The following is a 25398-nucleotide window of genomic DNA, read 5'->3' as shown; positions in this document are numbered from 1 at the left end:
TGCGCGAAGGTCTCGCCGGGGCCGCCGCCGCATGAACCTGTCGGTCGCGTCCGAGACCGGTCAACTCCAGAGTATCGCAGCAGCCCCCTCCTTGGCCCGCGGGTCTGAGCGGCATTCGGCGCGGGCGTCGAATATGACGCGATTGCAGGCCTTTCCGGGCGCGATACAGCCGCATCTTGGCGATCTCTGCCTTAGGCGCACCGATCCATTACGGTCTTTCGTTCGCGGACGATCAAGCGGTGCAGTTATAGGCCAGATCGACTAGCGCGATCTTGGCCCCGCGCTTGATGCCGAGGGTATCGAGGGACAGCCGCACCCCTTCCTTTCTGATGCGTGCAGACAGGCTCGACGCGGGCACGGACCCCCGGATTGGGCGGCATTGCCGCCCGGATGCGCGCTGGCATCGATCGGGCTTCCTGCGACGGATGCGGCTACCCGGCCTTGCGCCTTGAACCACCGCGCAGTTGGTAAAGAATTGCCTCGACGATCGGACGCATCGGCCATTTGTGCGGACGACCAACAGAGGGCGGCGGCGGAAGGAACCGGCCCAGAAACGCCTAGTCGCTGTCGGTGAAATTGCTTGGCGAAACCAGTCCCGCGCGGGCATGATGCGGGCGGCTGGAGTCGGTCCACATCGCTGATTTCCTTCCGCCCGATGCAGAACCGCCAAATCAACCATCAGGCAAGCCGTCAAGATAAGTCGCTGATTCCACTCATCTTAATTTCGGATTAGACACTCGCAGGGGTTTACTCTGCTCATCGCTTAAGCGCTACGAACGGCCAGAAAGTTATTGACACGCCTAAGATCGCGTTTCATCAACAGTTTGCTTCATAGCATAGGTGAAGTGATCCTCTTGCAGAAGGAAGTGACAATGAGCGCTAAATTCGCAGCTGAGCTCGCGCGTATGACTGAAGAAGTGACGGCTTTTAAAATTGCCGAACTTACCGACATTGAGCTGGACGCCGTTGCCGGCGGACTGCTGGCGTCGAGCAAAGAAAAGGTGCAGAGCGACGCTCCCACCTTTTGAATAACTGGACTTAAGTCTGCTCAACGATGTTCGCGCGGGTGCCCGACGGCCCATTGATTGAACATATAAGCCAAGTTTCGACTGGCGATATTGGTGAAGAACCGCTTGTTCACGTCAAAGGTGCCAAGGTCGTCTGCGCGAACTATCGCGCTATAGTCCAAGACTTCCCGCAGTTTTTCGGGCCCGACGCCAGCAAGAAGCACAGGGTTGCCGGGTGTGCCGTTTGCGAGGCCGCAAACCGCCCCTGCCCCACCGCCATCAACGACTGGCTGGTCCGCAACGCCGCGTTCATGTCGACGCAGCAATCCCACCCCAATATGGTCAATTCGCCGATCGAGCTGGACGGGCTTGTTCGAACGGGCTTCCGGCCGCCCGGTTACGGCCGGGCCGTGGTCGTCCCCGTGGACGAAAATCCCGACCAAGGCGGCGCACGGTTCCTCGACCTGAAGGGTGCAGGCGTCGCGCCCGGGCTGGTTCCCTGCCACGAGCCCTATAAGAATGGGCTCGAGTATTTGGGTTTTGCCATCGCCGATTTCCTCTACGGCTGGCTCATCGATACAATCTTTGCCCGCACCTATCCCGGTTACCACGTCGTACCCGTCTATGCGGTGCTCGATCTTGGATTCGATATCGTCGGCGGCTGGCACGGCACTGCGCCGGCCGGAATGCACGTGAGGCGGGCCCATGCCCGCCCCATCCCCGGCGAAAGCTTGCCATTAGCGGGCAGCGAACGCGAAAAGCTCGACTTGCACATCGAGTTTCTGCTGCGATCATTCGGTCTCAGCACCACGGGTTCGGGGTCGTCCTTTCGGCTGGTCAATCCTGAAATCGACGGAGACGATACGCTCAGATACAAGTCCGTCCCGGTCGTTCCCTGTATCGATCCGGAAATCGCCATGATTGCGCGCGTTGCCGAGTCAATCAGAAGCAGCGGCGCCGACTGTCTCGAAGTGACCAACGTCCAGATGGCCGATGGAGGGTCCTGGCCGGAAAAGACCGCGCAAATATATGATTTCGGGCAGGTCCGGGCCGAACGCAGTTTTCCCAATCCGGTTGCCAATGGCGTTCGCAATGCCCCTTTGAACATCGGCCGCATCTTGTCGCCGGGGGACGCCGCATTCGTCCAGCCGCACGCCGCATTCGCGCTCGAAGCCGATTTGGGCAACCGCCGTTCTGTCGATGCTCTGGGATTTTATGCAGCCGAAAGTTTCCGCCGGGGCCCCTTCGAGCAGATCGAGGTCGAAACGATGCTGAGAATCGGCCGGCTCAAGATTATGCGGCGCGATTTCGAATGGGCGGTGCAGCGCGTCGCACGGCGGACGGGGCGGAAGCGGGCGTCCCGCAAATTAACCGCGCAGAGATTGACTGGAAGTTGAACAGCGTCGACCAAGCAATGGTCACCGTATCGTTTCAAGATTGCTCTGGGGATTTCGTAAATGGACTCTTCCGACCTCGTCTTTCCGGCCGGACTGCCGCTCCCTTCGAACAATCGCTGCGTTTCCGGCGCCGCATCTAGATGACGGAACCCGCGGGCAAGCCGCATCCGGCGCACCTGTTTCGTGAAGAAGCGCTGCATCATCATGCCCAGCGCCTGCACGGGAGCGTGCAGATCTACACACCGATGTCCTGGCACGTTGTCGGGCTGCTTCTACTGACCCTGCTGGCCGCGGGCTGCCTTTTCCTGAGCCTCGCATCCTATCCCAGAGTACAGACGGTGCCCGGCGAGATCACGCTGGAGAAGGGCGTAGCCAGTGTTGCAGCCAGCCGCGCCGGCACGATATCGCGGGTTTCGGTGGCCGAAGGGCAGACCGTGCACATCGGTCAGGAACTTGCCGAAATTCGCATCGGCGAACGGCCGCTCGGCAGCCTCGACGCGGCCGAGGAGCCCCGTCAGACCCAGGCCACACAAAGCGGATTCGAGCCACAGCCCGCTGCCGCCACGGTGCCAGGATCCTCCAGCCGCGCGCTGTCTCGACAGACCATTCCAGCCGATCGTTCCCAAGGCTATATGTTGATTGCGCCGGTAGACGGCGTTGTCACCGCGATGCGTGCCCGTGCGGGGGCGTTTGCAGACCCAAACCAGCCATTGATGACGATCATCCCGCAGCCATACAAAGCCCAGGTTGAACTATTCGTTCCGAGCGAGGCGGCGGGCTTCATTTCGGCCGGCGACGAGGTCAAGCTGTCGCTCGAGGCCTATCCCTACCTCAGCTTCGGCACCTTGCCTTCCCGCGTCATAAGCGTCGCGCAATTCCCGACGACGCGGCCGGACAGCAAGGATGGGCGCCCGGTCCACATCGTGACGGCATCGATTCCGCGACCTTGGGTCGAAGTCATGGGACGCAAGCGGGCGATCTTGCCTGGGATGACCCTTTCGGCCCGGATCGTCACCGAAAGACGCACGCTGATCGAATGGCTGTTTGCGCCTCTGTTCGCAGGCAAACATTGACGCTCCAGCTTGACCTTGCCCTGCTCCGCCGCCGCAAGGTTGCGCTCGTCCGCCAGACCGAGGCAGCCGAATGTGGCCTCGCTGCGCTCGCCATGATCGCCAACTATCATGGTTTCGACATCGACCTCGGTGCGCTTCGCCGCTGGTTCAAGCCATCGCTGCGCGGCACTTCGCTACGCTCGCTCCTCGCGATGGCCGACCAGCTCGGATTTTCCGCACGCGGCGTAAAGCTCGATCTTGAAAACCTCGGAAATCTCAAGCTCCCGGCCATCCTGCACTGGGACATGAATCATTTCGTCGTGCTGGAGCGGATCAAAGGGTCGAAGGCGCTGATCCACAATCCCGAGGCAATGTCCCGGTGGATTTCGCTTGCCGAGGTGTCGAACCATTTTACCGGAGTGGCGCTGGAACTGGAGCCCGCGGCCGATTTCACTCCGGTGAAGCACCGTGCGCGAATGCGGCTCTCGCAATTATGGCAGCGGGTCACCGGTCTGAAGCGCGCGATCGCGCAAACCGTCATTCTCTCGATTATCCTCGAAGCCTTCGTCCTCGCTTCTCCTTATTATATGCAAATCGCGGTCGACGAGGCCCTGCCGGCGCTCGACGTCAACCTGCTGACGGTGCTGGCGCTGGGATTTGGCCTGTTCACGCTCATCAATTCGCTTGCTTCCCTGCTGCGATCCTTCGTCCTGCTTTCCAGCGGCACGGCGCTGGGGTACGGCATCGCCACCAACATCGCCCGTCGACTGTTCCGGCTGCCCATTCCTTGGTTCGAGAAACGGAACATCGGCGACATCCTGTCGCGATTCCAGTCGGTGAAGCCGATCCAGCAATTCATGACGCAAAACGCGGTGTCCGCGATGATCGACGGCAGCCTGGCCATTTTCACGCTGGTGATCATGGCCTTCTACAGCATTCAACTTACCCTCGTCGCATTGGTCGGTTTCGTCATTTACGGGATCGTGCGCGCGGTCGTGTTTCCGATCCAGCGCGCAGCGCAGGAGGAGGCCATTGTCGCTGGTGGCCGGGAGCAACTTGCGATGATCGAATCGCTTCGCGGCATCGTGACCTTGCGCCTGTTCAATCAGGAAGCCGCACGTCACCAGATGTGGCAGGAGAGACTGGTCGGGGCGATGAACGCCAATGTGTCGCTGTCCCGTATCAGCATCTGGCAGAGTACTGCCAACGTCCTGATTTTCGGCATCGAAACGGTCATATCGATCTGGCTGGCGATCCGGCTGGCGATCGGCGGCGGCTTCAGCGTGGGCATGGTTTTCGCCTTCATGGCCTATAAGACGCAATTTCTTCAGCGCGCCGGGTCGCTGGTCGATCAGATCATCAATTTCCGGATGCTCGGCCTGCACCTCGAACGACTGTCCGACATCGCCTTGTCCGACCAGGACAAAAGTGTGTCCGAACCGCCGGCACCAACGACCGCTCTGGCGGGGCACATCGAACTTCGCGACATCAGTTATCGCTATGCGCCGAGCGAGCCGCTGATCCTCAAGCAGCTCAACCTGACGATCGAGCCCGGCGCGCACATCGCGATCACAGGTCCGTCCGGGGGCGGCAAATCGACGCTGGTCAAGATTCTGCTCAGCCTGATCGAACCCGATCATGGAGAGCTCCTGATCGATGGCAGGCCGCTTTCCAGCTTCGGCTACAGAAACTACCGCGATCAGATCGCGGCCGTGCTGCAGGACGACAGCCTCTTCGTTGGCTCGCTGGCCGAGAATATCGCGATGTTTGAAGAAGAAGCGGAAATGAGCCGCATCATTGCGGCAGCGAAGGCCGCTTCGATACATGATGATATCGAAGCCATGCCGATGCGCTACGAAACGCTCGTTGGCGATATGGGCAGCGCGTTGTCGGGTGGGCAAAAGCAGCGATTGCTGCTGGCCCGGGCGCTTTTCCGGCGTCCCCGGCTGCTCGTCATCGACGAAGGCACATCCCATCTCGATCAAGCCAGGGAAAAGCTGGTGAACGAGGCTGTCGCGGCGCTCGGAATCACGCGGATCATCGTGGCGCACCGGCTTGAAACGATCGTTTCGGCAAGCCGCGTCTATGCCATCGAGGAAGGCCGGATAAGCGAAGTCACGCACATCTACTCCACGCTTCGCGAAAAGCTGGATTGAAAAGGCTTTGGCTCGTCTTCGGCGGCAACCGGCCGAGGCGTATTCGTCGCCGATGCGGCGCCCGGTCGATCCTGACCAAGCTCACATCAGGCCCGAATAGCGTTCCGCCATATAGCGCCCCGGCGAGGTGCCGAGCGCCTTGCGGAACATGGTGACGAAGCTGGGCACGCTCTCATAGCCGAGACCGGCGGCGACCTGCTGGATCGACGTGCCGCCGGCCAGCCATTTCACCGCCAGCATGACGCCGAGCTGCTGCCGCCAGCGGCCGAAGCTCATTCCGGTCTCGCGGCTTATCAGCCGCGCCAGCGTCCGCTCGCTCAGGCCCGCCCGCTTCGCCCAGACGTCGAGCGTCGCCCGGTCAGCCGGCGCGGCCGTCATTTGGCTGACGATCCTGCGCAGCCGCATGTCGTCCGGCATCGGCAGGTGAAGATCCTCGATCCGCGCCGCGGCGAGTTCGTCGATAAGCACCGACAACAGCCGGGTGTTCACGCCGCCTTCCTCATAGAAAAGGGGTAGATGCGCCGCGCGGGTCAGCAGTTCGCGCAGCAGCGGCGTTGCAGCCACCGCGCGGCACATCGGGGGCAGATCGACGCTCACCGCCGGATCGACGAAGGCGTTATAGCCTTCAAGCGGACCTGCAGCCTTGATCGCGTGCAGCGCGCCGCCAGGTATCCATATGGCACTACGCGGCGGCACCATCCACAGGCCGCCGTCCACTTCGCAGCTCAGCGCACCGCGCTGCACCAGAATGATCTGGCCCTTTGCGTGACGGTGCGGGTCCAGTTCGATGCCGTCGTCGAAATTGTCGGTCACGATGCCATAGGTCACGACCGGCCGGGGGACCTCGTCGGGTTCGATCCAATCCGAGGCTTGGGAAAGATCATTCAGAATGGGCATGGCTTGCCTGCGGTCCAAGAGGGGGTGTTTGGCGTAATTGAATAATAATCTGTCTTAACTTCGGAATGACGCCAGAGTCGCTGCCTCTTATCCCTTTGCTGGAAATCGGTCGAGGCCAATCGGGCCATGACCAGGCGAAAGGAAGAGCGTGCAGACACTGCGCAGCGAATGCGTCTCCCGGCTTCTGGAGACGCTGCATCACGAGGCCGAGACGTCGGACCGCGAACATATCGAAGCGATGATGGCGGCCATCGAGGCACCCGGAATGTCGGCCGGACAGGCGATCGCCGGCATCATCGCCGAGGAACGGGCGGACTATCGCGCGATCTATCGCCGTTACGCGGGCAATTTCCTCGCCGTCTCGCCGGCCTATGGCCGCTTCCTCTACGCCGTGGCACGCGCCTGCAAGGCGAGGAGGATCGTCGAGTTCGGCACGTCGATGGGAATCTCGACCCTCTATCTGGCCGCCGCGCTGCGCGACAATGGCGGCGGGCGGCTCACGGGATCCGAGATCGAGCCCACCAAGGTGGTTCGGGCGCGCGCCAATCTCGAAGCGGCAGGCCTTGCCGACCTCGTGGAGATTCGCGAAGGCGACGCACTCGAGACGCTTGGAGACGGGGGCGACGAAGTCGACCTGTTGCTGCTCGACGGCGCATTTTCGCTATACCTGCCGATCCTCAGGCTGGTCGAGCCCCGGCTGCGGCCCGGCGCTGCCATTCTGGCGGAGAACGCTTTCGAGTCGGACTATCTGGACTATGTTCGCAATCCCGCGAATGGCTATTTCTCCCAGCCACTCCCGCTCGACGAAGGCCGCGGCAACGAGTTCGCCGTGAGGGTCTCGTGATGTTCGCGATAGACCCGCCCGAGCGGCCGGCGGCCAGGGCGCCGGGCCGGTTGAGCCAGGCGCTCATCCGCCTGCTGACGAAGCGCGCCACCGTCGTCACGGCCGAGCCGCTCGCCGACCGCTTCCGGCTGATCACGCTCGAAGGTCCGGCGCTCGAGGCCGTTTCGTGGACGCCCGGGCAGAAGATACAGATCGCGATGGGCTCGGCCTTCGTCGCCCGGACCTATACGCCGATCGAATGGAACCCGTCGACCGGGCGTGCTTGCATCCTCGGCTATGCGCACGGCGGAGGCCCGGGAAGCGCCTGGGTTCGAGAGGTCGAGCCCGGCGACATCTGCGACATCTTCGGACCCCGTCCCTCGCTGGACGCGTGCCGCCTGCCCGGTCCGCTCGCCATTTTCGGCGACGAGACCTCGATCGGGCTCGCTTATGCGCTGGTCCATCGGGATCTATCCCGAAACGTCACCTGCCATCTCGAGGTCGGGGACGCGGAGAGCGACGGACAGGTCTTGCGGCAACTCGGGCTCGACAGCGCCGAGCTATTTGCCAGACGCGGCGACGATGCGCATCTCGAAGAGATGGAAGCGGCGCTCCTCGCGCTCGCCGGTGCCGGCGCCTCGTTCGTGCTGACGGGTAAGGCCAGCACTATTCAGCGCCTCCGCCAAAGCTTGAAGCGGCAAATGGTCGCGTCGGCGCGCATCGTCTCCAAGGCGTATTGGGCGCCCGGCAAGGCAGGTCTCGACTGATAATTGCCGCTATCGCCCGAAGCTGGCGGGCCATCGTGCAGGACGGTGCCAGATAATTGCGAGTGGCGACCGAGACGATCGAGAGAGAGACCGGTCGTCATGGTCTCATAATGGGATGGATTATTTCGGAGCGAACGCCGAATCCGATAAGCATAGAGTAAAATGCCTCTCTATCGGAGCTGGAATTTACGGCCCAATTTCGCTTGCGTCGGCGCAGCCTTTAAACATAACCTCGCTCGCAGCGAAAGTGGGGGGATGAATGCCGCATAGCTTCAGGCAGTCGCTGGCCGTCAACACGAGCACGCCTGCGAACCCGCAGCTTCCTTTGTGCCACGTCGCCTCCTGTAGAACGATCCTCGACTTCATCGAGAACGGGGTCGTTTCGACTGACGAAATCTGCGATGTTTTCGGCGAGAAGCTGAACTATTTCTTCTACGGGCGCGCCGCCTATCGTCCCAAGGACAGCAGCAAGACGAACGTCGTCATCGCTGCGCCCGCGGCGTTGATCATTGCACCTGACGCGATAGCCGCACCGTTCAGTGTATATCCGTTCGATACCGGGGGTTTTCCGCGTTACGGTCCTTCCGCCGATGGCCACAAACTGACGGACTTTGCCATGCGCGAGGAGATCACGGAGTGCGAACGGGTGATCGAGCGCCACTGGCAGTCCTATGGAGACTATATCCGGGCTGACCTGGACGGGTTCATGCGACGGCTCGATCCGGATTGCCCCGCGGTCGAATGCTACTCGGCGATCGTGCGCGACGCCGATCCCGATGCGGCGGACGATCGGCGCTCATCGCTCGAGGTGACCAGCCTGACCGATGTCCCGATCGACGCGTCGAACATTCTCGGTATCGTGCTGCCTCGGCAATATGCCGACAACAGCGCGATTCGGAGCCTGCAATCGCAAGGAGTCTGCGTCCAGAAATATCAGTACATGCAACAGCAGCGGTCAGGACTTATGTCGGTTGTTTTGGAATATGCATGTTCAATGGTGCAGGATTTGCATCAGACCTTGAAAGTCGCCTAGCCGTGGCCACCGCAACGCCCGCCAACGAAAACTTCAGGCTGATTGGAATCATTGATCCCGGCCTCGACGTACCGGGCTTCGTCACCCCGGCGTTTACCTCGCCGGAGGGCGGATACTATCTCGCGAATACGGCCAACAACCTGCTTTCGATTGATTCCTTTTCGAAGGCGGAGGTCCTCGAAGAGGAGCTCCTGCCGGCGCCCGAGAGCATCAAGCTCGAATATCGGCCCGGCGACGCAAACGTTTTCGCGTTTCGCCACGTCAACGGGATCGTGGAGACCGGCACGCGCCCGGTCTTGGTCGAGCGTTTGAAGAAGATGTTCGAGGGGCTGCGGAACTTCCCGTTTTCGCAGCTCGAAGTGGCTGGGTTCATCAATCAGCCGAGATTCCTGGCTGCGGCAATCCGCCGTTCGCTGTTGTTGGAAACGGAAGCGCATCGAGGAAGCACTCGAAAAGCGCTGAGCGAGCTTGTCAGCGAGTTCGACCTCGACGAACGCTTCGCGCGCAGCCTGCTCGCGCTGGATTTCGCCCGCGCTCTTCTGACATATTATCGCTTGTTCAATCGCTTGATCCACGTTGCAGATCGCACGACCCGTTATCAGCTTACCTATCGATTTCGAAGCGCAACGGAGAACATCATCCCGTTCCTGCTCGATCATTCGATGATCAACGCATTTGCGTCGGCCGACGAGAGAAACACGCAGCTCGAGCTGCCGGGTCGCGAGTTCGCGGCGACCCCGCCCGAGTTCGGCCTCGAAGTCGCGCTTCGCCGGCTTGGCGTGAGCGCGACGATCGCGGAGCGCTACGCGACGAGGGCTCTGGCTTCGGACGGCGATGACGAACCGGATATGCCCCTCGCGACGCACGCGGTCGCGGCGATTGAGTCGCTGAAGACGCTGAAGTTCCGGGAAGAGTACAAGACTTTCGCGATCGGGCGGCTCGACAAGAAGCAGAGGAAGAGAGAGCTAGATTCGGAATTCATGGATCTGGCTTTCGGCCTTGCGTTGGTTTTGAGTCACGAGCTCAGGATGATCAGCCTGTCGGCCTCGGACTACGTCTCGGTGCGCGAGCGCCTCGGCAGATCGGTATACAAGATTGCGAAGCCCGGCGCGGCCGCCTCAGGGTAGACTCGCGGTCGAGGCGATTGGCCGTTTTTAACGGTCGTAAGGCTTGGCCGCAGCGGGTCCGAGGCCTGGAAATCTCGAAACTGGAGACTTTCGTGTCCGACGCCCCATGGCCGACGCGCAAGAAATTGGCTGGCTTTTAGGTGCAATGATCAAATCCGGCGGTTAAGCTCCCCTGAAATCGGGGGTAAAATCGTGCGGAAGCTGCTCATCGCCTTCATGGCGTCCACTATGTTCACGACCGCCGCGCAGGCGGGAGACAAGCCGGTGATCGGGCCGGTACCGGCCTGGGTGAAGCCGGTGGCGGTGCCACCCGCCCCCGCCAAACCGGACGACGCCGCCATAAAGATGCTGCTGTGGGACCAGCAGGTGGCGCTGGAGACCGGCCGCGAGACGATCTATTCGCAGGTCGTGCTCAAGATCCAGACGCCGCAGGGACTGGCGGCGGGAAACATCTCTTTCCCGTGGCGACCGGAGACCGACGAGCTCACGGTTCACAAGCTCCTGATCCGGCGCGGCGACAAGGTGATCGACGTGCTGGAATCGGGCCAGACCTTCACCGTGCTGCGGCGCGAGACCAATCTGGAAAGCGCGACCCTCGACGGTATGCTCACCGCCAATATCCAGCCTGAGGGGCTGCAGGTCGGCGACGTGATCGAGTTCGCGACGTCGGTATCGTCGAGCGATCCGGTGATGAAAGGCCATGTCGAGCATCTCGCCGGCGGGTGGAATGCCACGCCGATCGGGCGGATGCACATGCGGATCGAATGGCCCGCCGACTTGCGGGTACAGCTGCGCCAGTCTGCGGGGCTTCCTGCGTTCAAGCCGATCCAGTCGGGGAATCGCAGAATAGTCGAATTCTCGCTCGACGACGTGCAGCCGTTCAACCCGCCCAAGGGCGCCCCGGCACGCTATTCGCTCGGCGGAACGGTGGAGGCCACCGATTTCCGGTCCTGGGCGGATCTGGGCGCGCTGCTGGCGCCGCTCTTCGAAAAGGCTGCCACCTTGCCGGCGCAAGGCCCGCTTCGCGCCGAGCTGGAGCGCATTCGCGCCGCGTCCGCCGATCCGGAGAGGCGCGCCGAAGCGGCGCTCGCTTTGGTGCAGGACCGGGTGCGATATGTCGCGCTGGCAATGGGCAGCGGTGGACTCGTTCCCGCCGATGCCGAGGTCACCTGGACGCGCCGCTACGGCGATTGCAAAGGCAAGACCGCGCTCCTCCTCGCACTCCTGCGCGAGATGAACATCGAGGCGGAGCCGGTTGCGGTCAGCACGGTATTCGGGGACGGCCTCGATACCCGCGTGCCGATGGTCGGCTTGTTCAATCACGTGATCGTTCGCGCCAGGATTGCCGGCAAGAGCTTCTGGCTCGACGGCACCCGCACCGGCGACGCCAGCCTCGATCGGCTCGCTGTCCCGGACTTTAGCTGGGGGCTGCCGCTCGTCGCCAAGGGGGCGGCATTGGTCCGCTTGCTGCCCGCGCCGCTCGACAAGCCGGGCCACGAAGTCGCCATCCGCATCGACGCCACGGCAGGCCTCACCGTACCGGCGCCGGTCACCGTCGAGACGGTGATGCGCGGCGATGCGGCGACTGCGACCAATCTCGGGCTTGCCAACCTCACCGGCGAGGTGCGCGAGCGATCGCTGCGCGAATATTGGAAAGGCGAGTACGACTTCATCGAGCCGAAGTCGGTCGCGGCCAGCTTCGATCCGGCCACCGGCGAGCAGCGCCTGACGATGACCGGCCTGGCGCGAATGGACTGGAGCAGCGGCTGGTACGAAACCGACGGCACCGCGATCGGCTACAAGGCCGATTTCGGCCGCGAGCCCGGGCCGGACAGCGACGCGCCGTTCTCGGTCGCCCATCCCTATTACACCCGCGTCACCGAGACGATCCTGCTCCCTCCCGGCTTCGAAAGCGCCAGGGCCGGGTCACAGGAGGATGTCGACCGGACGATCGCCGGCATCGCCTATCGCCGCCAGGCGCGGCTAATGGGCAACGTCTTCACCATCGAGAAGACCGAGCGGAGCATCGCCCCCGAATTCCCGGCGAGCGAGGCGCCCGCGGCCGAGAAGGCGCTGCGCGACCTCGCCGGAAAGACCGTCTACCTGAAGCGCCCGGCGCAGTATCGGCTGACCGAAAAGGAAGTTGCGCAGACTCTCGATACCATGCCGACCACGGTGGACGGCTTCCTCTTCCGCGGCAATTTGCTGCTCGACCGCGCCCGTTATGACGAGGCGATCGCGGATTTCGACCGCGCGCTCGCGCTCGACCCGAAGAGCGCCCTCGCTTTCGCCAATCGCGGCATCGCGCGGGTCTGGAAGAACGACTTTCCGGCCGCCACGAAAGATCTCGACGCGGCCTACGCGCTCGATCCGCGCAATGCGGTCGTGTTCCGCGGCCGCGGCCTGATGGCGCAGCGCAACGGCACCCCGAAGGACGCCGTGGCGGCCTATACCGCCGCGATCGAGATCGACCCGGGCAACGCCTTCGCGTTCGGCTCGCGCGCCGAGGCGTACCGCTCCGTCGGCGACGACGCGGCGGCGTTGCGCGATTCGGCGGCGGCGCTGAAGCTCGAGCCCCGCTGGTCCACGCTCTATCTGTTGCGGGCGAATATCTTCCGGCGCCAGGGCAAGACCGAAGAGGGGCTCGCCGAGGCCGCCGCGATTTCGGCGGCCATTCCCGATCAAACCTATACGCACGTCACTGCCGCCGCCATCTACAACGCGTTCGGCAAATCCGACGAGGCGATGAAGGCTTATGATCGCGCGCTGGCGATCAAGCCCGAAGCCTTCATCTATCTGAACCGCAGTGAAAATCGGCCCAAGGCCGACAAAGCGGGCCGCAAGCAGGACATCGAGGCGGCGTTGCGGCTGGAGCCCGATTCGACCGATGCGCTCGCCACCATGGCGAAGCTGCAGGCCGATGAGAGCGACTATCGTGGCGCGATCGCGACCTACTCGAAGGCGCTCGCCAGACAACCCGACGATGCCGGGCTGCTCTCGGGGCGCGGGATCGCCTATGCGCGCGCCGGCGACGGCAAAAGCGCCGACAAGGATTTCGCGGCGGCGATCAAGACAGCCGAGCCCGTCGCGCTGAACAATCTGTGCTGGGCCAAGGCCACGGCCGGGGTCGCGCTCGAAAGCGCGTTGGCGGATTGCAACGGCGCGCTCGCCAGGGAACCCGATATCGCCGGCTTCCTCGACAGCCGCGCCCTCGTCTATCTGCGTCTCGGCCGCGTCGATGAAGCGATAGCCGATTATGACCGGGCGCTGGCGAAATCGCCGAACCAGACCTCCTCGCTGTTCGGCCGCGCGCTGGCCTGGGCGCGCAAGGGCGACAAGGCAAGGTCTCAAACCGATGCGGACGCGGCAGTGCGCAACGAAGCGGGAGTCGGCGAGCGGTTCAAGGGCTATGGGCTGGAGCTTCAACCGTCGATCGGCACGGTGGAATAGCGCCGATTGCGCAGCTCACCGCGTCTTCGACCGCATCGTCGCGGCCCCGTACGCGGCGGGATCTGAATAGGAGGCCTCGCCGTTTTCGACATGGCCGGCCATGCGGAGGCTCATGCCGCTCGCCTCGATCCCGATATCGTACCAGCCATGGCTCTTCTCCAGTTTCAGCGACAGTCCGCGCGCCTGTCGGGGCGCGAGCGACGTGCGGCGTGACGGCTGGCCGTAAGCGAGGTCCCGTATCTCCAGCGTGCGCGGCAATTCGGACCGATTTTCGAGGCGGAGCGTGGCCATGCCCCTCCCCCTCGTTTCGATCCGCGCGGTGAGGCGGGAAGCCGCGCCGCCAAAGCTGCGGTGAAAGCCGTTCGGCCCCAGCAGAAACAGATCCAGCGCGCTCGCCTCCTCCTGCCCGAGCGGGACCAGCATGCGTTCGCCTGCGCCGACGGTATGGCGCGCAGGATCGGCATCGAGACGATCGCGGCAATAGAGGTGGAACACTGCCGCGCGATCGGCGCTGTCGTTGACGAGGTGCAGCATGGGCTCGCCCGCTGCTTCGGCCAGATACGCCTCGAGCGCATAGGGGGTGGCGCGCCGCCGCCGTAGCCCCGCTTCCTGTATCGGCGCTGCCGGGGCCGGGGGCAGATCCGGCCGGACTTCCTTCAATATGGACGCGCGCTCCGACAAGGCACGGGTCTCGGGCAGCTTCTTCAGGAAATTGCGGTGGTCCGGCCGGGCGAAATCGAAGCAGGAGGTCAGATCGCCACACACCGCTCTGCGCCACGCGCTGATATTGGGCTCGCGCACGCCGAAGCGGGTCTCCAGAAAGCGGATCACGCTGGTATGATCGAAGACTTCCGACGCGACATAGCCGCCGGCGCTCCACGGCGAGACGACGTACATCGGCACGCGCGGCCCCAGCCCATAGGGCCGGCCGAGATAGGCGGCGTCGGCGGCGCTCTGTGAATGCAGATGATACTCGTCCTCGGCCGCGATCGTCGTGCTCCCGATCGATCTCGCCGGATTGGCCTTGTCGCGTGCCGGCGGCGCGGGCGGCGGCACGTGATCGAACAGGCCGTCATTCTCGTCGAAGTTGATCAGCAGGACCGTCTTCGCCCAGACCTGCGGATTGGCCGTGAGCGCGTCGAGCAGCTGCGCGGTATATTCGGCGCCCTGAAGCGGGGTGGAGACGCTGGGATGCTCGGACCACGCCGTCGGCGCGACGATCCACGAGACCTGCGGCAGTCTGTCGGCCAGCACATCGCCCTTCAGCTGATCGAGAGTCCGGGTCGTCATCGTGCGGCGCACAAGCTCGGCATCGGGGCCCGATTTCGCGGAGCGGGCATCGCGATAGCGGCGGAAGCCGACCAGCGGATTGTCGCTGAAATTGTCGGCCATGTCCTGGTAGATCTGGAAGCTCACCCCCGCATCCAGCAGCCGCTCCGGATAGGTTTTCCAGATGTAGCCGCCATGCCCGCGCGGGTCTTCGAACCCGTCATAGCCGTTGTCGATCGCCGGGCCGTTGCCGCGCGCCTGCGGGTCGTGCGTGCCGGTCCAGATATAGAGCCGGTTGGGATTGGTGCTGAGATGCAGCGCGCAATGATAGGCGTCGCACAGCGTGAAGGCCTCTGCGAGGGCATATTGGAACGGGATGTCCTCGCGGGTGAAATAGGCCATCGCCTGGTTCTGCTTGTGCTTCGGCCACCCGCCCAGCCGGCCATTGTCCCACGCCGCCTGGCTGTCCGGGAAGCCATGCGGCGTGCCCAGCGGGCGATACAGGCGGAAGTCGCGGACGGTGTCCAGCCGGAACGGTGCGACCAGCGCAGGCGTGGCGCCGTCCTGCTGGTTCGGCTGGACGAAAACGGTGCGATCGGGAGCCCCGGGCAAAGGCGGTGCGAGAATCGCGAACCGGTCGCCGAAGCCGCGCACCCCATGCATCGCGCCGAAATAATGGTCGAACGAGCGGTTCTCCTGCGTCAGGATCACCACATGCTCGACGTCCATGATCGTGCCGGTGCGCCGATGCGCCGGGATATCCAGCGCGCGGGCGATCGAGGGCAGCAGACCGGAGGCCGCGCCGCCCGCCGCCATCATGGCCTTGATGAAAGCGCGCCGGCCCTCGAGCGAATGCGTCATATCTGTGTCCCAATCCCCGATAACCCGGTCGGGAGGAAGCGCCCCGGCAACGCCCCTCCCCTCACGTTCAGAGCTTCGGACCGAAGCCGGGGACCTCGATCTATATCGCCGACGCGAAGGGATAGAGCCTGGCTGCAACGGAACGCTGGTGCCTGCGCATGAAAAGCATGGCGGAGCACAAGGTGCACATTATCACGACCGCTGCCGCGGCATAGGTGCAATTGATGTAGAATGGCAGCCAGCGCATCCCGTCGCGGACGAGGCTCCGATACAATAGCAGCCCGACGCTACCGAAATAGCCGAACGTGTCGGCAAGATAGATCAGGAATCCGGCATTGCCTGCCTTGCCGATGGTGGCGATCACCCGATCGAACAATATCGAGCTGAACGGCGCATAGGCAAGGAAGAGGCCGATGCCGGTCAGGATCATCCACGCGAGACCGTCGATCCAATGGGCGGAAAAGGCGAAGGTCGCTCCCGCGAGCAGCAGCGCGCTGAGGACGATGATCGCATGTGTCGCGATCAGGGCGCGATAATTGTTCCGGATCAGCATCAGCATGCCCAACCCCGCCAATGCCGCGAGCGCGACCGGCACTTCGCTGGCGGAAAATAGCGGCGCGGTGTTTCTGTAGCCGAGCTCCATCCAGATCTCGGCGGCGAAATTGTCGCGGAAGTCGCGCAGCGCGGTGAGCGCGACATCGCCGAGCAACAGCAGCAAGATCACAGCGGCGTTGTTGCGCAGATAGGCGATCCGGTCGGCGCGCAGCATCGGGGTCCGGGCCACGCGCTCCGCCCGCTCGTCCGCGCCGGGCGGCGGCAGCGCGTCGAGCGAAAAGACCGAGACCAGCAGGACAGGGAAGAACAGCGCGCCGGTCGCGGCGGGCATCCACCATTCGGATACGCCCCATCCCATCAGCGCCGCGGCGACGGATTTCACCACGCCCGAGGAAAGTATGAAGCTGGAGCACAGGATCGCGGCGAGCAGATCGGTGGCGCGGCGTCCTTCGAGATAGCTGAAGACGAGGCCCCAGATCATCCCCAGCGGCAAGCCGTTGCAGAAGATCGCGACGATATTCCACGGCGCCGGGAGGATCGCGAACAGCACCAGCGCCAGCCAGGCGCTGGCCACGAGGGAACAGATCGTCACGGCACGTCGCGCATGCGTCAGCTCGGCGACCACCCGGATGCCGATCATCTTGGAGAAAGCGTAGCCGATGACCTGTGCGATCAGCAGGCACGATTTGTAGTCGATCGCGAAATCCCACCCGCCTGCATCCGTAAAGGTCGCCGCGGCGAGCGGCTTGCGAAACGCGTACATGGCGAAATAGGCCGAGAAGGCCGCCGTCCCGGCGACGGGCACAAGCCATGGCTGCCGCGTGGCGCAAGGCTGTATGGAACTCTGGATCACGCGCACATCCGCTAGGGTCGGAGCGGGTCTCTAGCCATGGCTTTGGTCATCTATGTGACCGGCCGGTCCGCAGGCGGCGCAGATGCGCATCCGTGATGTCATCGCGCAGTAGCGAACCGGACATACCCCGCAGCCGAATCAGAAAAGGGGTTGGCAAATGCGCGTCTCGGGCAAAAAGACTTATGCGGTATCGCTTCTGGCATCCACCTGCGCGCTGGTCGCGCTACCCGGCGTCGCGGTTGCGCAGGACGCCCCGCAGCCGGTTGCCACCGCCGAGCCAGTGGACGCGGAACAGACCGACATCGTCGTGACCGGCACCGCCCGGGCCCAGCGCCGCTTCGACCTATCCTATGCGGTCAATTCGTTGAGCCGGGAAGAGGTCGAGAAGATCGCGCCCAAGAACTTCGCCGACCTGCTCGGCACCGTTCCCGGCATCCAGGTCGAGGCGACCGGGGGCGAGGTCCAGAACATCACCCGCGTCCGCGGCATTCCCACCGACCGCGGCTATCTGATCTTCCAGCAGGACGGCCTGCCGCTCTACCACGAGATCGACGGCGTATTCTTCAATTCGGGTGAAGGCATGAACCGCTTCGATCTGATGACCGAGCGGGTCGAGATCGTCCGCGGCGGCCCCGCGCCGATCTTTGCGAGCAGCGCCGCTGCGATCGCCAACAACATCACCGTGACCGGCGGCCCCGAGGCGCGCGGCCGCGCGCAGCTGACGCTCGGCGATACCGGACTATATCGGCTCGATCTGATGCAGTCGGGTCCGATCGACGACCGGACGACGTTCGCGGTGGGCGGCTTTCTACGCCAGCATGACGGCTATCGCGACAGCGGCTTTCCCAGCGACAAAGGCGGGCAGATCCGCGGCAACCTGAAGCACGATTTCGGCAACGGCTTCGTCAAGGTCTCGGCGATGTACGTCAACGACCACAACCTGTTTTACCTGCCGATCCCGGTCGCCGATCCGCGCAATCCGTCGGTCTCGCTCGACCCCTATATCGACTATCATACGGGCACGCTGAACTCGCCGGCGCTACGCGACGTCAACATCCGCTATCGCGACGGCACGGGCGCGGTGCAGACCCTGAACCGCGATCTCGCCGATGGCCGCCACATGCGCTTCTTCAATGGCGCGGTGGACTGGCAGGCCGATTTCGACGGATGGCTGGTCTCCGGCAAATTGGGCCTCACCAAGGGCAAGAGCAGCTTCGACGCATTCTATTCGACCACCAATCCCGCCGACGCCACCACCTTCGCAGCGGGCTATCTCAACGCCGCGCGCACTGCGTTCGGTGCCGGCGTCTCGCGGCTCGGCTATGCGATTGCCGGCAGCAACGGCGCCACCGCCTATGATCCCGCGGCCGCTTCGGGGCTGATCATGTCCGGCCAGTATCGCGCGGTCGATGCCGATTTCTACTCGAGCCAGGCCGATTTCAGCGTCACCCGGAAATTCTCGACCGGCTTCGGGTCGCACGACGTCCGCGTCGGGGTCTATGGCTCGGCCTATGGCGTCAGCAGCCGGCAGATCTATCAGGACATGCTGATCGAGGTGCAGAGCAAGCCGCGGACGATCGATCTCGTCGCTTACTCGGCCACCGGCGCGGTGCTCGGCTCGGTCACCCAGAACGGCGTGCTGCGCTACACCACCACGCTCAACCAGGGCGACGGCGACGCCAAGATGATCGCATTCTACGCCAATGACACCTGGGACATCACCCGGGGCCTGCGGCTCGACGCCGGCGTGCGCAAGGAATGGTATGACTATGACGGCTATGCCCTGCTCTCGACCGAAGCCAATCTCGGCGACGCGACCACGCTGGCCGACAACACCACGCGCGCCTTCACCGGCGCGTTCGTGTCGCGCACGCTCAAGCCGTCGACGACCAACTGGACGGTCGGCCTCAATTACGACGTGACCGACAGTCTCGGCGCCTATGGCCGCATCTCGAACCTCGAAGTGCCGCCGCAGCTCGGCGTGGTGACCAGCACTGCGCCGACGATCATCAAGACCAGGGCGCGGCAATATGAAGCAGGCGTCAAAGCCAGCTTCGGGCGCAATTATCTCTACGTCACCGGCTTCTACACCAAGTTCGATCCGTTCAACGCCTCGTTCGTCGCGTTCAACCCGGTGACCGGGCGCAACGACCAGTCGGTGCCGTTCGTCGGCGAGGCCGTGGTCAAGGGCGTCGAAATCGACGGCAAGATCGCGCCGGTGCGCTGGTTCGATCTGACCGGCTCGGTCACCGTCGCCGATCCGCAATATCGCAATCTCGAAAACAGCTCGGGCGCCGATCCCAGCGCAGTCAACGGCAACCAGATCATCCGCGAGCCCAAATTCTTCGGCAACGTCCGCCCGGCGGTCCACTTCCCCGTCGGCGAAGGCGAGCTCGAGATCGCCGGCCGCTACGAATGGGTCGGTCGCCGCTATGTCGACCTGTTCAACCTCACCTCGCTGCCGGCCTATCAGACGTTCGGCGCGAGCGCGTCGATCACCTGGGGCCCGTGGCGCGCCCAGATCGTCGGCGACAATCTGACCAATGCCAGGGGCCTTACCGAAGGCAATCCGCGCACCGATCAGCTCGCTGGCCAGGGGGCGAGCGACGCGATCTATGGCCGCCCGCTGTTCGGCCGCAACTTCCGCCTCATCCTGAGCCGGAGCTGGTAAGTTGCGCCGCGCCGTCGCCCTCGCCGCCGCGCTGGTCCTGACGCCCGCGTCGGCATGGGCGCAGGATCCCCGGGGCTATGCCGCGCCCTTCGCCGACACGCTGGAGACGCGGGTGTTCCCGTTCTTCGCGATGCTGCGCGCGGCGGACGGCTGGCCACCGGCGCTGCGCGGCGACGCGGTGCTCGGCAAGCTCGCGGCGGATCGCGCCGCACGGGTGCCGGCGGAGGGATGTGCCCCGTCGCCGCAATGTCTTGCCGACGCGTGGACATGGACCGACGCCGACATCGCCGTGGTGGAGGCCCGGCTGCGCGCGCTCGCGGGCGATCATCGCCGCGGCACCGCGCTGGTCGGCGGCCAGATGCGGCCATCGGGGCGCTTCGCGCGCCACCAGAAGCTTGCCGACGTCGATCTCCTCGCCACGGCGTGGCGCGAGGCGGCGGCAGCGACCAACCGGGTGATCGCGGTCTATGCCAAGGGCGCCGCGCCGCTCTATCCGAAGATCGACGCGATGATCTTCGACACCGCGCGGCCGGAATTCGCCGAGGTGCTGGGCGCGCATGGAGTCGCCACCGCGGCGCTGGTGCACAAGGACGATCTCTTCTTCGATCCGGCGCTGCGCTACGCGATCGGGCTGCTCCAGATGAACGGGCGCACCGAGGCCGGCAGCTTCCGGCCGCTGCTGGGCGGCGAGAATGCCGCGGCGGTGCGCGCGGTCGCGGCGACGGACTGGCAGGCGCAACCTTACACCGCGCTGCTGGTGTTCGGACACGGACCCGAGGACGGGCAATCGCGCACCGGAGTGATGGGGCATATCCGGATGCGGATCGCCGCCGACATGTTCGCCCGCGGGCTCGCGCCGTTCCTCATCGTCTCCGGCGGCAACGTTCATCCCAATCGCACGCCGCTCAACGAAGCAATCGAGATGAAGCGGCTGCTCGTCGCCGAGCACGGCGTTCCGGCCGACCGGATCCTGATCGAGCCGCATGCCCGCCACACCACGACCAATCTGCGCAACTGCGCCCGCCTGCTTCTCGCCGCCGGCTTCCCCGCCGATCGGCCGGCGCTGATCGTCTCCGATCACCGCACGATCGCGTATATCGGCGGCGACGAACTCGCCCGACGCAATCTGCGCGAGATGGGCATTCAGCCCGGGCGTCTCGCGCCGGGGCCGGATCGCTTCAGCCTGCTTTTCGCCCCGGCGCCGGTCGCGTTCCATGTCGAGGCGGCCGACCCTCTCGATCCCTGACGCGGATCGACGGCTTGCCGGAGGCCCGCGGCGCTAGGCGGCACCCGCGGATGCTTCGGCCTGCCCCGGCTGGCCATATTCGGCGAGCGCCTGCGGATAGCCGAGCAGAAAGCCCTGCACTTCGTCGCACCCTTCGCGCCGCAGCACGCCGAGCTGGCGTTCGGTCTCGATGCCCTCGGCGAGCACCGGGATCGCGAGGCTCTTGCCCAAAGCGAGCACCGCGCGAACGATCGCCACTGCTTGCGGGCTGTTCTCGAGCTCGGAGACGAACAGTCGATCGAGCTTGATCTTGTCGAATGGAAACGCGCGCAACGTCTCGAGCGAGGAATAGCCGGTGCCGAAATCGTCGAGCGCGACCCCGATCCCCATCGCCTTGATCTGGCGGAGGACGTGCAGCGCCCGGTCGCGATCGGCGATGATCGCGGTTTCGGTCAGTTCGATCTCCAGCCGGCGCGGCGGCAATCCGGTGTCGAGCAGCACCTGATGAAACAGACGCGGCAGATCGGCATGGGCGAGCTGGACCGGCGAGACGTTGATCGCGACCTTGGCCTCGTGACGCCAGCCGATCGCATCCGAGCAGGCACGCCGCAACACCCATTCGCCGAGCGGCAGGATCAGGCCGTTCTCCTCCGCGATCGGAATGAACAGGCTCGGCGCGATCGGTCCGCGCACCGGATGCGTCCAGCGCAGCAGCGCCTCATACCCGGTCACTTCATGAGTCGCGACCGAGGTCTGCACCTGATAATGAAGCTGGAGCTCGCCCTGATCGAGCGCGACCCGCAGATCGTTCGCCAGCTCCCTCCGGTCGCGGATCGCTTCGTCGAGCGGCGCGTCATAATAACAGGGCGCGGGCGAGCGCTGGCTCTTGGCGCGATACATCGCCAGATCGGCGTTGTTCATCAGCGTCTGGGCATCGCCCGCATCGCCCGGATAGACCGCGACGCCGAAGCTGGCGCCGACACGCGTATCATATTGCCCAAGCGCCAGCGGGGCTTCGAGCGCGGTCTTCAGCCGGTCGGTGAAGGCGGTCAGCTGGCTGCGGTGCTCGAAGCGGATGAGCGCGACGAACTCGTCGCCCCCGAAACGGGCCACCATCTCGTGCCGCCCGAGCTGGTTTGCCATGCGCTGGGCGACCAGAAGCAGCACCTCGTCGCCGGCCTGATGGCCATGAACGTCGTTGATCTCCTTGAAGTGGTTGAGATCGATCGCCACCACGCCGAGCTGGCTCGAGCAGGTGCGCGCCAGTTCGAGCTGGCGCCTGAGCTCCGACTGGAAATTGATGCGATTGGGAAGTCCGGTGAGCCCGTCGTTCATCGCCATATGGTGCAGCCGGTCCATCGCATCCGAACGGGTCCAGCGATCGATCAGCGCGGCGAACACGCCGGCGGCGATCACCACCAGTCCGACCAGTGCCGTGGCGAGCGCGAGCGCCTGCATCTGTTGCGGCTCGAGCGGTGCGGCGCTGAGGCGGAGCGGCGTGATGCGCAGCGCCGTCATCGCCACGAAATGCAAGGTCGCGATCGCCGTGACCAGCAACCCCGTACCCATTGCGACGCGGTAACGCCCGAGCCTAGGCGAGGCGAAAACGCCGAGCGCGGCGCCTGCGAAGACGACCGAGCACAGCACCGATGCCGCGACATAGGGGATCCGCCATTCGACCAGCCCATCGACCCGATATGCTGCCATGCCGGTGAAGTGCATGCCCGAGATCGCGAGCCCGACGACGCCACCACCGACGACCGAGTAGAGGCGATTTCTGCTCCCGGCGGCGATCCCGAACCCGATTCCCGTGCCGATGATCGCGGTGATCAGCGAGACGATGGTGAGCACCGGGTCGAGCCGGACCGGAACGCCCGCGCGATATGCCAGCATCGCGACGAAATGGGTGCACCAGATCGTCGCGCCGGCGCCTACTGCGGTCAGGAACAACCAGGCGACCCGCTGGGCCCCGTGCGTGACCTGCGCGCGACCGAACATCTGCATGATCGCGAAGGCCCCCGTGCAACAGACGAAGACTGCGAGCAGGACCAACCAGGGGTCGTGGTCCCTGCCGATACACATGGCTACATCGATCATAGGGCGCGACCCGGCAGGCTGCGGGCCGACATGTCGACGCCGCTTGAAGACCCTTCCTGCGCAATGCCGGTTAAAACGAAGTGAAGCTTCGAGAAGCCGATCGGGGGTCCGAGGTGGGCGAAAGCCGCAATCAGTTGATGGTCATGTGCTCCCATCCGTCGGCGCGCGTCGACGGCGGCCGCACCTGAGCGGCGATCCGCACCGCCACTGCGTCGCCGGTCTTGAACCGGCTGGCGCTGCGGTTGAGGCCGTCGGCCTCGGTGGCGAGGTTGCGGGCGGCTGCGGAGGTCTGCTCGACCATCGCGGCGTTCTGCTGGGTCGACCGATCGATGTCGTTCACGGCAGTGGCGATCTCGACGATCGTCGTCGCCTGAACGCGATTCTCCTCCGCCATGCCCGATACCAGCGACAGAACCTGCTCGACACTGCCGGAGATGCCGGCAAGCGCGCCATCGACATCCTCGACCGCGCCGACGGCGGTGCCGATATCCTCGCGGGTTGCCGTCAATTGCTCGCGGGCGCGCTTGGCTTCCTCTTCCGAGCGCATCGCCAGCGCCGAGACCAGATCGGCGACCACCGCGAAGCCACGCCCGGCCTCGCCGGCGCGACCCGCCTCGACCGCCGCGTTCATCGCGAGCACGCGGGTCTGGAAGGCGATCTTGTCGAGACCTTCGATCACGCTGTCGATGCCCTTGGCGCCGTTCGACACGCGCGTCATCGCCGCGACCGCCTGATCCGCGGTGCCGCGGCCGGCGACGACGATCGACACCGCCTGCTCGGTCTGCTCGACGGTACGGCCGGCCGCGACGGCAGTCTGGCGCAGCCTTCCTTCCATCTGCGACAGCGACGCGGACGCCTCTTCGAGGCTGGCGGCATTGCCCTCGGTCCGGCGCGCGAGATCGTCGGCGGCGCCGGCGATTTCATCGGAGCCGGTGCGGATGCCGTGGCTTGCCTCGGTCACCGCGGCCATCAGTTCGCGGAGGCGGTCGAGCGCGCTGTTATAGTTGCGCTTGAGCTCCTCGTAATTGGGCGGAAATGCCTGGTGGATCTGCGCGGTCAGATCGCCGTCGGACATCGCCTCGAGATGACGCGACAGCGTGACGACCACCGCCTGTTGCGCGGCATCGTCCGCCGCCTTGACGCGATCGGCCTCGCTTTTGGCGATCGCCGCGTCGCGGAACGTCCCGAGCGCACGCGCCATGTCGCCGAGTTCGTCGTGGCGGACGAGGCCGGGAATGGCGGCGGCGGTGTCCCCCGTCTGCAGCCCGCCCATCCGTGCGGTGAGCGCATTCAGCGGCTGGGTGATCGAGCGGGCGAGGAACCAGCCGAGGCAGCCCATGCCGATGATGCCGAGGAAGGCCAGGCCGACCAGCAAGGAGGCTTCGCGCCAGATCGCCGCCCAGGTGTCGGTCTGATAGGCGCCGGTGCCGATCACCCAGCCCCATGGCGCGAACTTCCGGACGAACGATATCTTGGGCTGCGGCGCGTCGGAGCCGGGCTTGGGCCAGCGATACTCGACGAAATCGCCGGCCGCGGTCCTCTCGGCGGCCTTGACGAACTCGACGAAGGGAAAGCGGCCGTCAGGATCGGTGGTCTGGCGCAGGTCCTTGCCGTCCATCTCGGGCTTGACCGGGTGCATGATCATCCGCGGCTGGAGATCGTTGACCCAGAAATATTCCTCGCCGTTGTAGCGCATCTTCTTGAGAGCGGAGAGCGCCGAGGCCTGTGCCTGGTCGCGCGTGAGCCGGCCGGCAGTCTCCTCGGCATGGTAATGCTCGACGACGCCATAGGCGGCTTCCAAGGTGGCGCGCGTCTGCGCCGCCACGTCGTGCAGCATCACGTTGCCCATGCGGACCAGCGCCATGACGAGCCCGATGGCCATCGCGCACAGTGCCACCAATGTGAGCAGGTTGAGCCGCCCGCCGATCTTCAAACGCATCTGATTACCCTTCGATTTCAGGGTATTATAGGATGCAGGACGCATGCAGTGGGCGATCCTGGCCGCGTGGACGGGCCCGGCTCGCAAAATAGGATTTCCCGTGCGATGCTCGTCGCGAGCTCTTTGAAATCGTCGATCGGGCGTGGGCGTTTCTAGAAATAATATTACATTTTCACGTAGTATAATTGCCTAATCGCCGTGAACACCGTGAATCCAGGT

General features: G+C 64.6%; 16 protein-coding genes and 1 pseudogene. 11 read left to right on the top strand and 6 right to left on the bottom strand.

From position 1 onward, the window contains the following. Positions 1-452: 452 nt before the first annotated feature. Positions 453-635: pseudogene (locus Q9Q95_RS18180) on the bottom strand (IS5/IS1182 family transposase); the annotation flags it as partial. Positions 636-872: 237 nt separating this feature from the next. Here Q9Q95_RS18180 and Q9Q95_RS18175 point away from each other — a divergent pair. From Q9Q95_RS18175 to Q9Q95_RS18160, 4 genes are all read left to right on the top strand, one after another. Further along, positions 873-1028 (top strand): hypothetical protein, encoded by a 156-nt coding sequence (locus Q9Q95_RS18175; protein WP_306098568.1) that lies wholly within the window; start codon positions 873-875, stop codon positions 1026-1028. Positions 1029-1054: 26 nt separating this feature from the next. After that, on the top strand, positions 1055-2404 hold the full coding sequence (locus Q9Q95_RS18170; RefSeq protein WP_306098567.1) for a hypothetical protein: 1350 nt from the start codon (positions 1055-1057) through the stop codon (positions 2402-2404). 140 nt (positions 2405-2544) lie between these two features. After that, a complete protein-coding gene (locus Q9Q95_RS18165) occupies positions 2545-3477 on the top strand; it encodes an HlyD family efflux transporter periplasmic adaptor subunit (protein ID WP_306098566.1) in 933 nt (310 codons plus the stop codon). Beyond that, positions 3474-5612 carry a peptidase domain-containing ABC transporter gene (locus Q9Q95_RS18160; protein WP_306098565.1) on the top strand — a complete coding sequence of 713 codons (2139 nt, stop codon included), beginning with the start codon at positions 3474-3476 and terminating at the stop codon, positions 5610-5612. The genes Q9Q95_RS18165 and Q9Q95_RS18160 overlap by 4 nt, the downstream gene beginning before the upstream one ends. A gap of 81 nt (positions 5613-5693) precedes the next feature. On the opposite strand, the gene Q9Q95_RS18155 is transcribed toward Q9Q95_RS18160, so the two are convergent. Next, on the bottom strand, positions 5694-6509 hold the full coding sequence (locus Q9Q95_RS18155) for a helix-turn-helix domain-containing protein (protein ID WP_306098564.1): 816 nt from the start codon (positions 6507-6509) through the stop codon (positions 5694-5696). A gap of 148 nt (positions 6510-6657) precedes the next feature. On the opposite strand from Q9Q95_RS18155, the gene Q9Q95_RS18150 reads away from it, so the two are divergent. The 5 genes from Q9Q95_RS18150 (at position 6658) to Q9Q95_RS18130 (ending at position 13709) form a co-directional block, all read left to right on the top strand. Beyond that, positions 6658-7353: a class I SAM-dependent methyltransferase gene (locus Q9Q95_RS18150; RefSeq protein WP_306098563.1), complete on the top strand. Its 696-nt coding sequence runs from the start codon at positions 6658-6660 to the stop codon at positions 7351-7353. Then, complete coding sequence (locus Q9Q95_RS18145) at positions 7353-8099, top strand: siderophore-interacting protein (protein WP_306098562.1); 747 nt, start codon at positions 7353-7355, stop codon at positions 8097-8099. The genes Q9Q95_RS18150 and Q9Q95_RS18145 overlap by 1 nt, the downstream gene beginning before the upstream one ends. 259 nt (positions 8100-8358) lie before the next feature. Continuing rightward, a complete protein-coding gene (locus Q9Q95_RS18140; RefSeq protein WP_306098561.1) occupies positions 8359-9132 on the top strand; it encodes a hypothetical protein in 774 nt (257 codons plus the stop codon). 2 nt (positions 9133-9134) lie between these two features. Continuing rightward, positions 9135-10259: a hypothetical protein gene (locus Q9Q95_RS18135; RefSeq protein ID WP_306098560.1), complete on the top strand. Its 1125-nt coding sequence runs from the start codon at positions 9135-9137 to the stop codon at positions 10257-10259. Positions 10260-10451: 192 nt separating this feature from the next. Next, positions 10452-13709 (top strand): tetratricopeptide repeat protein, encoded by a 3258-nt coding sequence (locus Q9Q95_RS18130; RefSeq protein ID WP_306098559.1) that lies wholly within the window; start codon positions 10452-10454, stop codon positions 13707-13709. A gap of 15 nt (positions 13710-13724) precedes the next feature. Here Q9Q95_RS18130 and Q9Q95_RS18125 read toward each other — a convergent pair whose 3' ends face one another. Continuing rightward, positions 13725-15839, bottom strand: coding sequence for a phosphocholine-specific phospholipase C (locus Q9Q95_RS18125; RefSeq protein ID WP_306098558.1), 2115 nt, complete (start codon positions 15837-15839; stop codon positions 13725-13727). Positions 15840-15939: 100 nt separating this feature from the next. Continuing rightward, on the bottom strand, positions 15940-17247 hold the full coding sequence (locus Q9Q95_RS18120) for a DUF5690 family protein (RefSeq protein WP_306098557.1): 1308 nt from the start codon (positions 17245-17247) through the stop codon (positions 15940-15942). Positions 17248-17404: 157 nt separating this feature from the next. Between Q9Q95_RS18120 and Q9Q95_RS18115 the strand changes: the two genes are divergently transcribed. Both Q9Q95_RS18115 and Q9Q95_RS18110 read left to right on the top strand, forming a co-directional pair. Beyond that, on the top strand, positions 17405-19918 hold the full coding sequence (locus tag Q9Q95_RS18115; RefSeq protein ID WP_306098556.1) for a TonB-dependent receptor: 2514 nt from the start codon (positions 17405-17407) through the stop codon (positions 19916-19918). 1 nt (position 19919) lies between these two features. Beyond that, positions 19920-21164 carry a YdcF family protein gene (locus tag Q9Q95_RS18110; protein WP_306098555.1) on the top strand — a complete coding sequence of 415 codons (1245 nt, stop codon included), beginning with the start codon at positions 19920-19922 and terminating at the stop codon, positions 21162-21164. Positions 21165-21197: 33 nt separating this feature from the next. Here Q9Q95_RS18110 and Q9Q95_RS18105 read toward each other — a convergent pair whose 3' ends face one another. Both Q9Q95_RS18105 and Q9Q95_RS18100 read right to left on the bottom strand, forming a co-directional pair. Next, the gene (locus Q9Q95_RS18105; RefSeq protein ID WP_306098554.1) at positions 21198-23147 is read right to left on the bottom strand and encodes a bifunctional diguanylate cyclase/phosphodiesterase; all 1950 of its coding nucleotides are present in this window, start codon (positions 23145-23147) and stop codon (positions 21198-21200) included. A gap of 223 nt (positions 23148-23370) precedes the next feature. Continuing rightward, on the bottom strand, positions 23371-25179 hold the full coding sequence (locus Q9Q95_RS18100; RefSeq protein ID WP_306098553.1) for a cache domain-containing protein: 1809 nt from the start codon (positions 25177-25179) through the stop codon (positions 23371-23373). Positions 25180-25398: the final 219 nt, after the last annotated feature.

The organism is Sphingomonas sp. DG1-23, from assembly GCF_030730875.1.
GTDB lineage: Bacteria > Pseudomonadota > Alphaproteobacteria > Sphingomonadales > Sphingomonadaceae > Sphingomonas.
Note: the sequence above shows the minus strand (reverse complement) of the source record. Positions and strands in the feature narration are given on the sequence as shown.

Excerpts from the sequence above, each read along its gene's own strand:
- Q9Q95_RS18125 (WP_306098558.1), bottom strand. The coding sequence starts at position 15,839 with ATGACGCATTCGCTCGAGGGCCGGCGCGCTTTCATCAAGGCCATGATG.
- Q9Q95_RS18165 (WP_306098566.1), top strand. The coding sequence starts at position 2,545 with ATGACGGAACCCGCGGGCAAGCCGCATCCGGCGCACCTGTTTCGTGAA.
- Q9Q95_RS18175 (WP_306098568.1), top strand. The coding sequence starts at position 873 with ATGAGCGCTAAATTCGCAGCTGAGCTCGCGCGTATGACTGAAGAAGTG.
- Q9Q95_RS18100 (WP_306098553.1), bottom strand. The coding sequence starts at position 25,179 with ATGCGTTTGAAGATCGGCGGGCGGCTCAACCTGCTCACATTGGTGGCA.
- Q9Q95_RS18145 (WP_306098562.1), top strand. The coding sequence starts at position 7,353 with ATGTTCGCGATAGACCCGCCCGAGCGGCCGGCGGCCAGGGCGCCGGGC.
- Q9Q95_RS18105 (WP_306098554.1), bottom strand. The coding sequence starts at position 23,147 with ATGCAGATGTTCGGTCGCGCGCAGGTCACGCACGGGGCCCAGCGGGTC.
- Q9Q95_RS18155 (WP_306098564.1), bottom strand. The coding sequence starts at position 6,509 with ATGCCCATTCTGAATGATCTTTCCCAAGCCTCGGATTGGATCGAACCC.
- Q9Q95_RS18140 (WP_306098561.1), top strand. The coding sequence starts at position 8,359 with ATGCCGCATAGCTTCAGGCAGTCGCTGGCCGTCAACACGAGCACGCCT.
- Q9Q95_RS18170 (WP_306098567.1), top strand. The coding sequence starts at position 1,055 with ATGTTCGCGCGGGTGCCCGACGGCCCATTGATTGAACATATAAGCCAA.
- Q9Q95_RS18115 (WP_306098556.1), top strand. The coding sequence starts at position 17,405 with ATGCGCGTCTCGGGCAAAAAGACTTATGCGGTATCGCTTCTGGCATCC.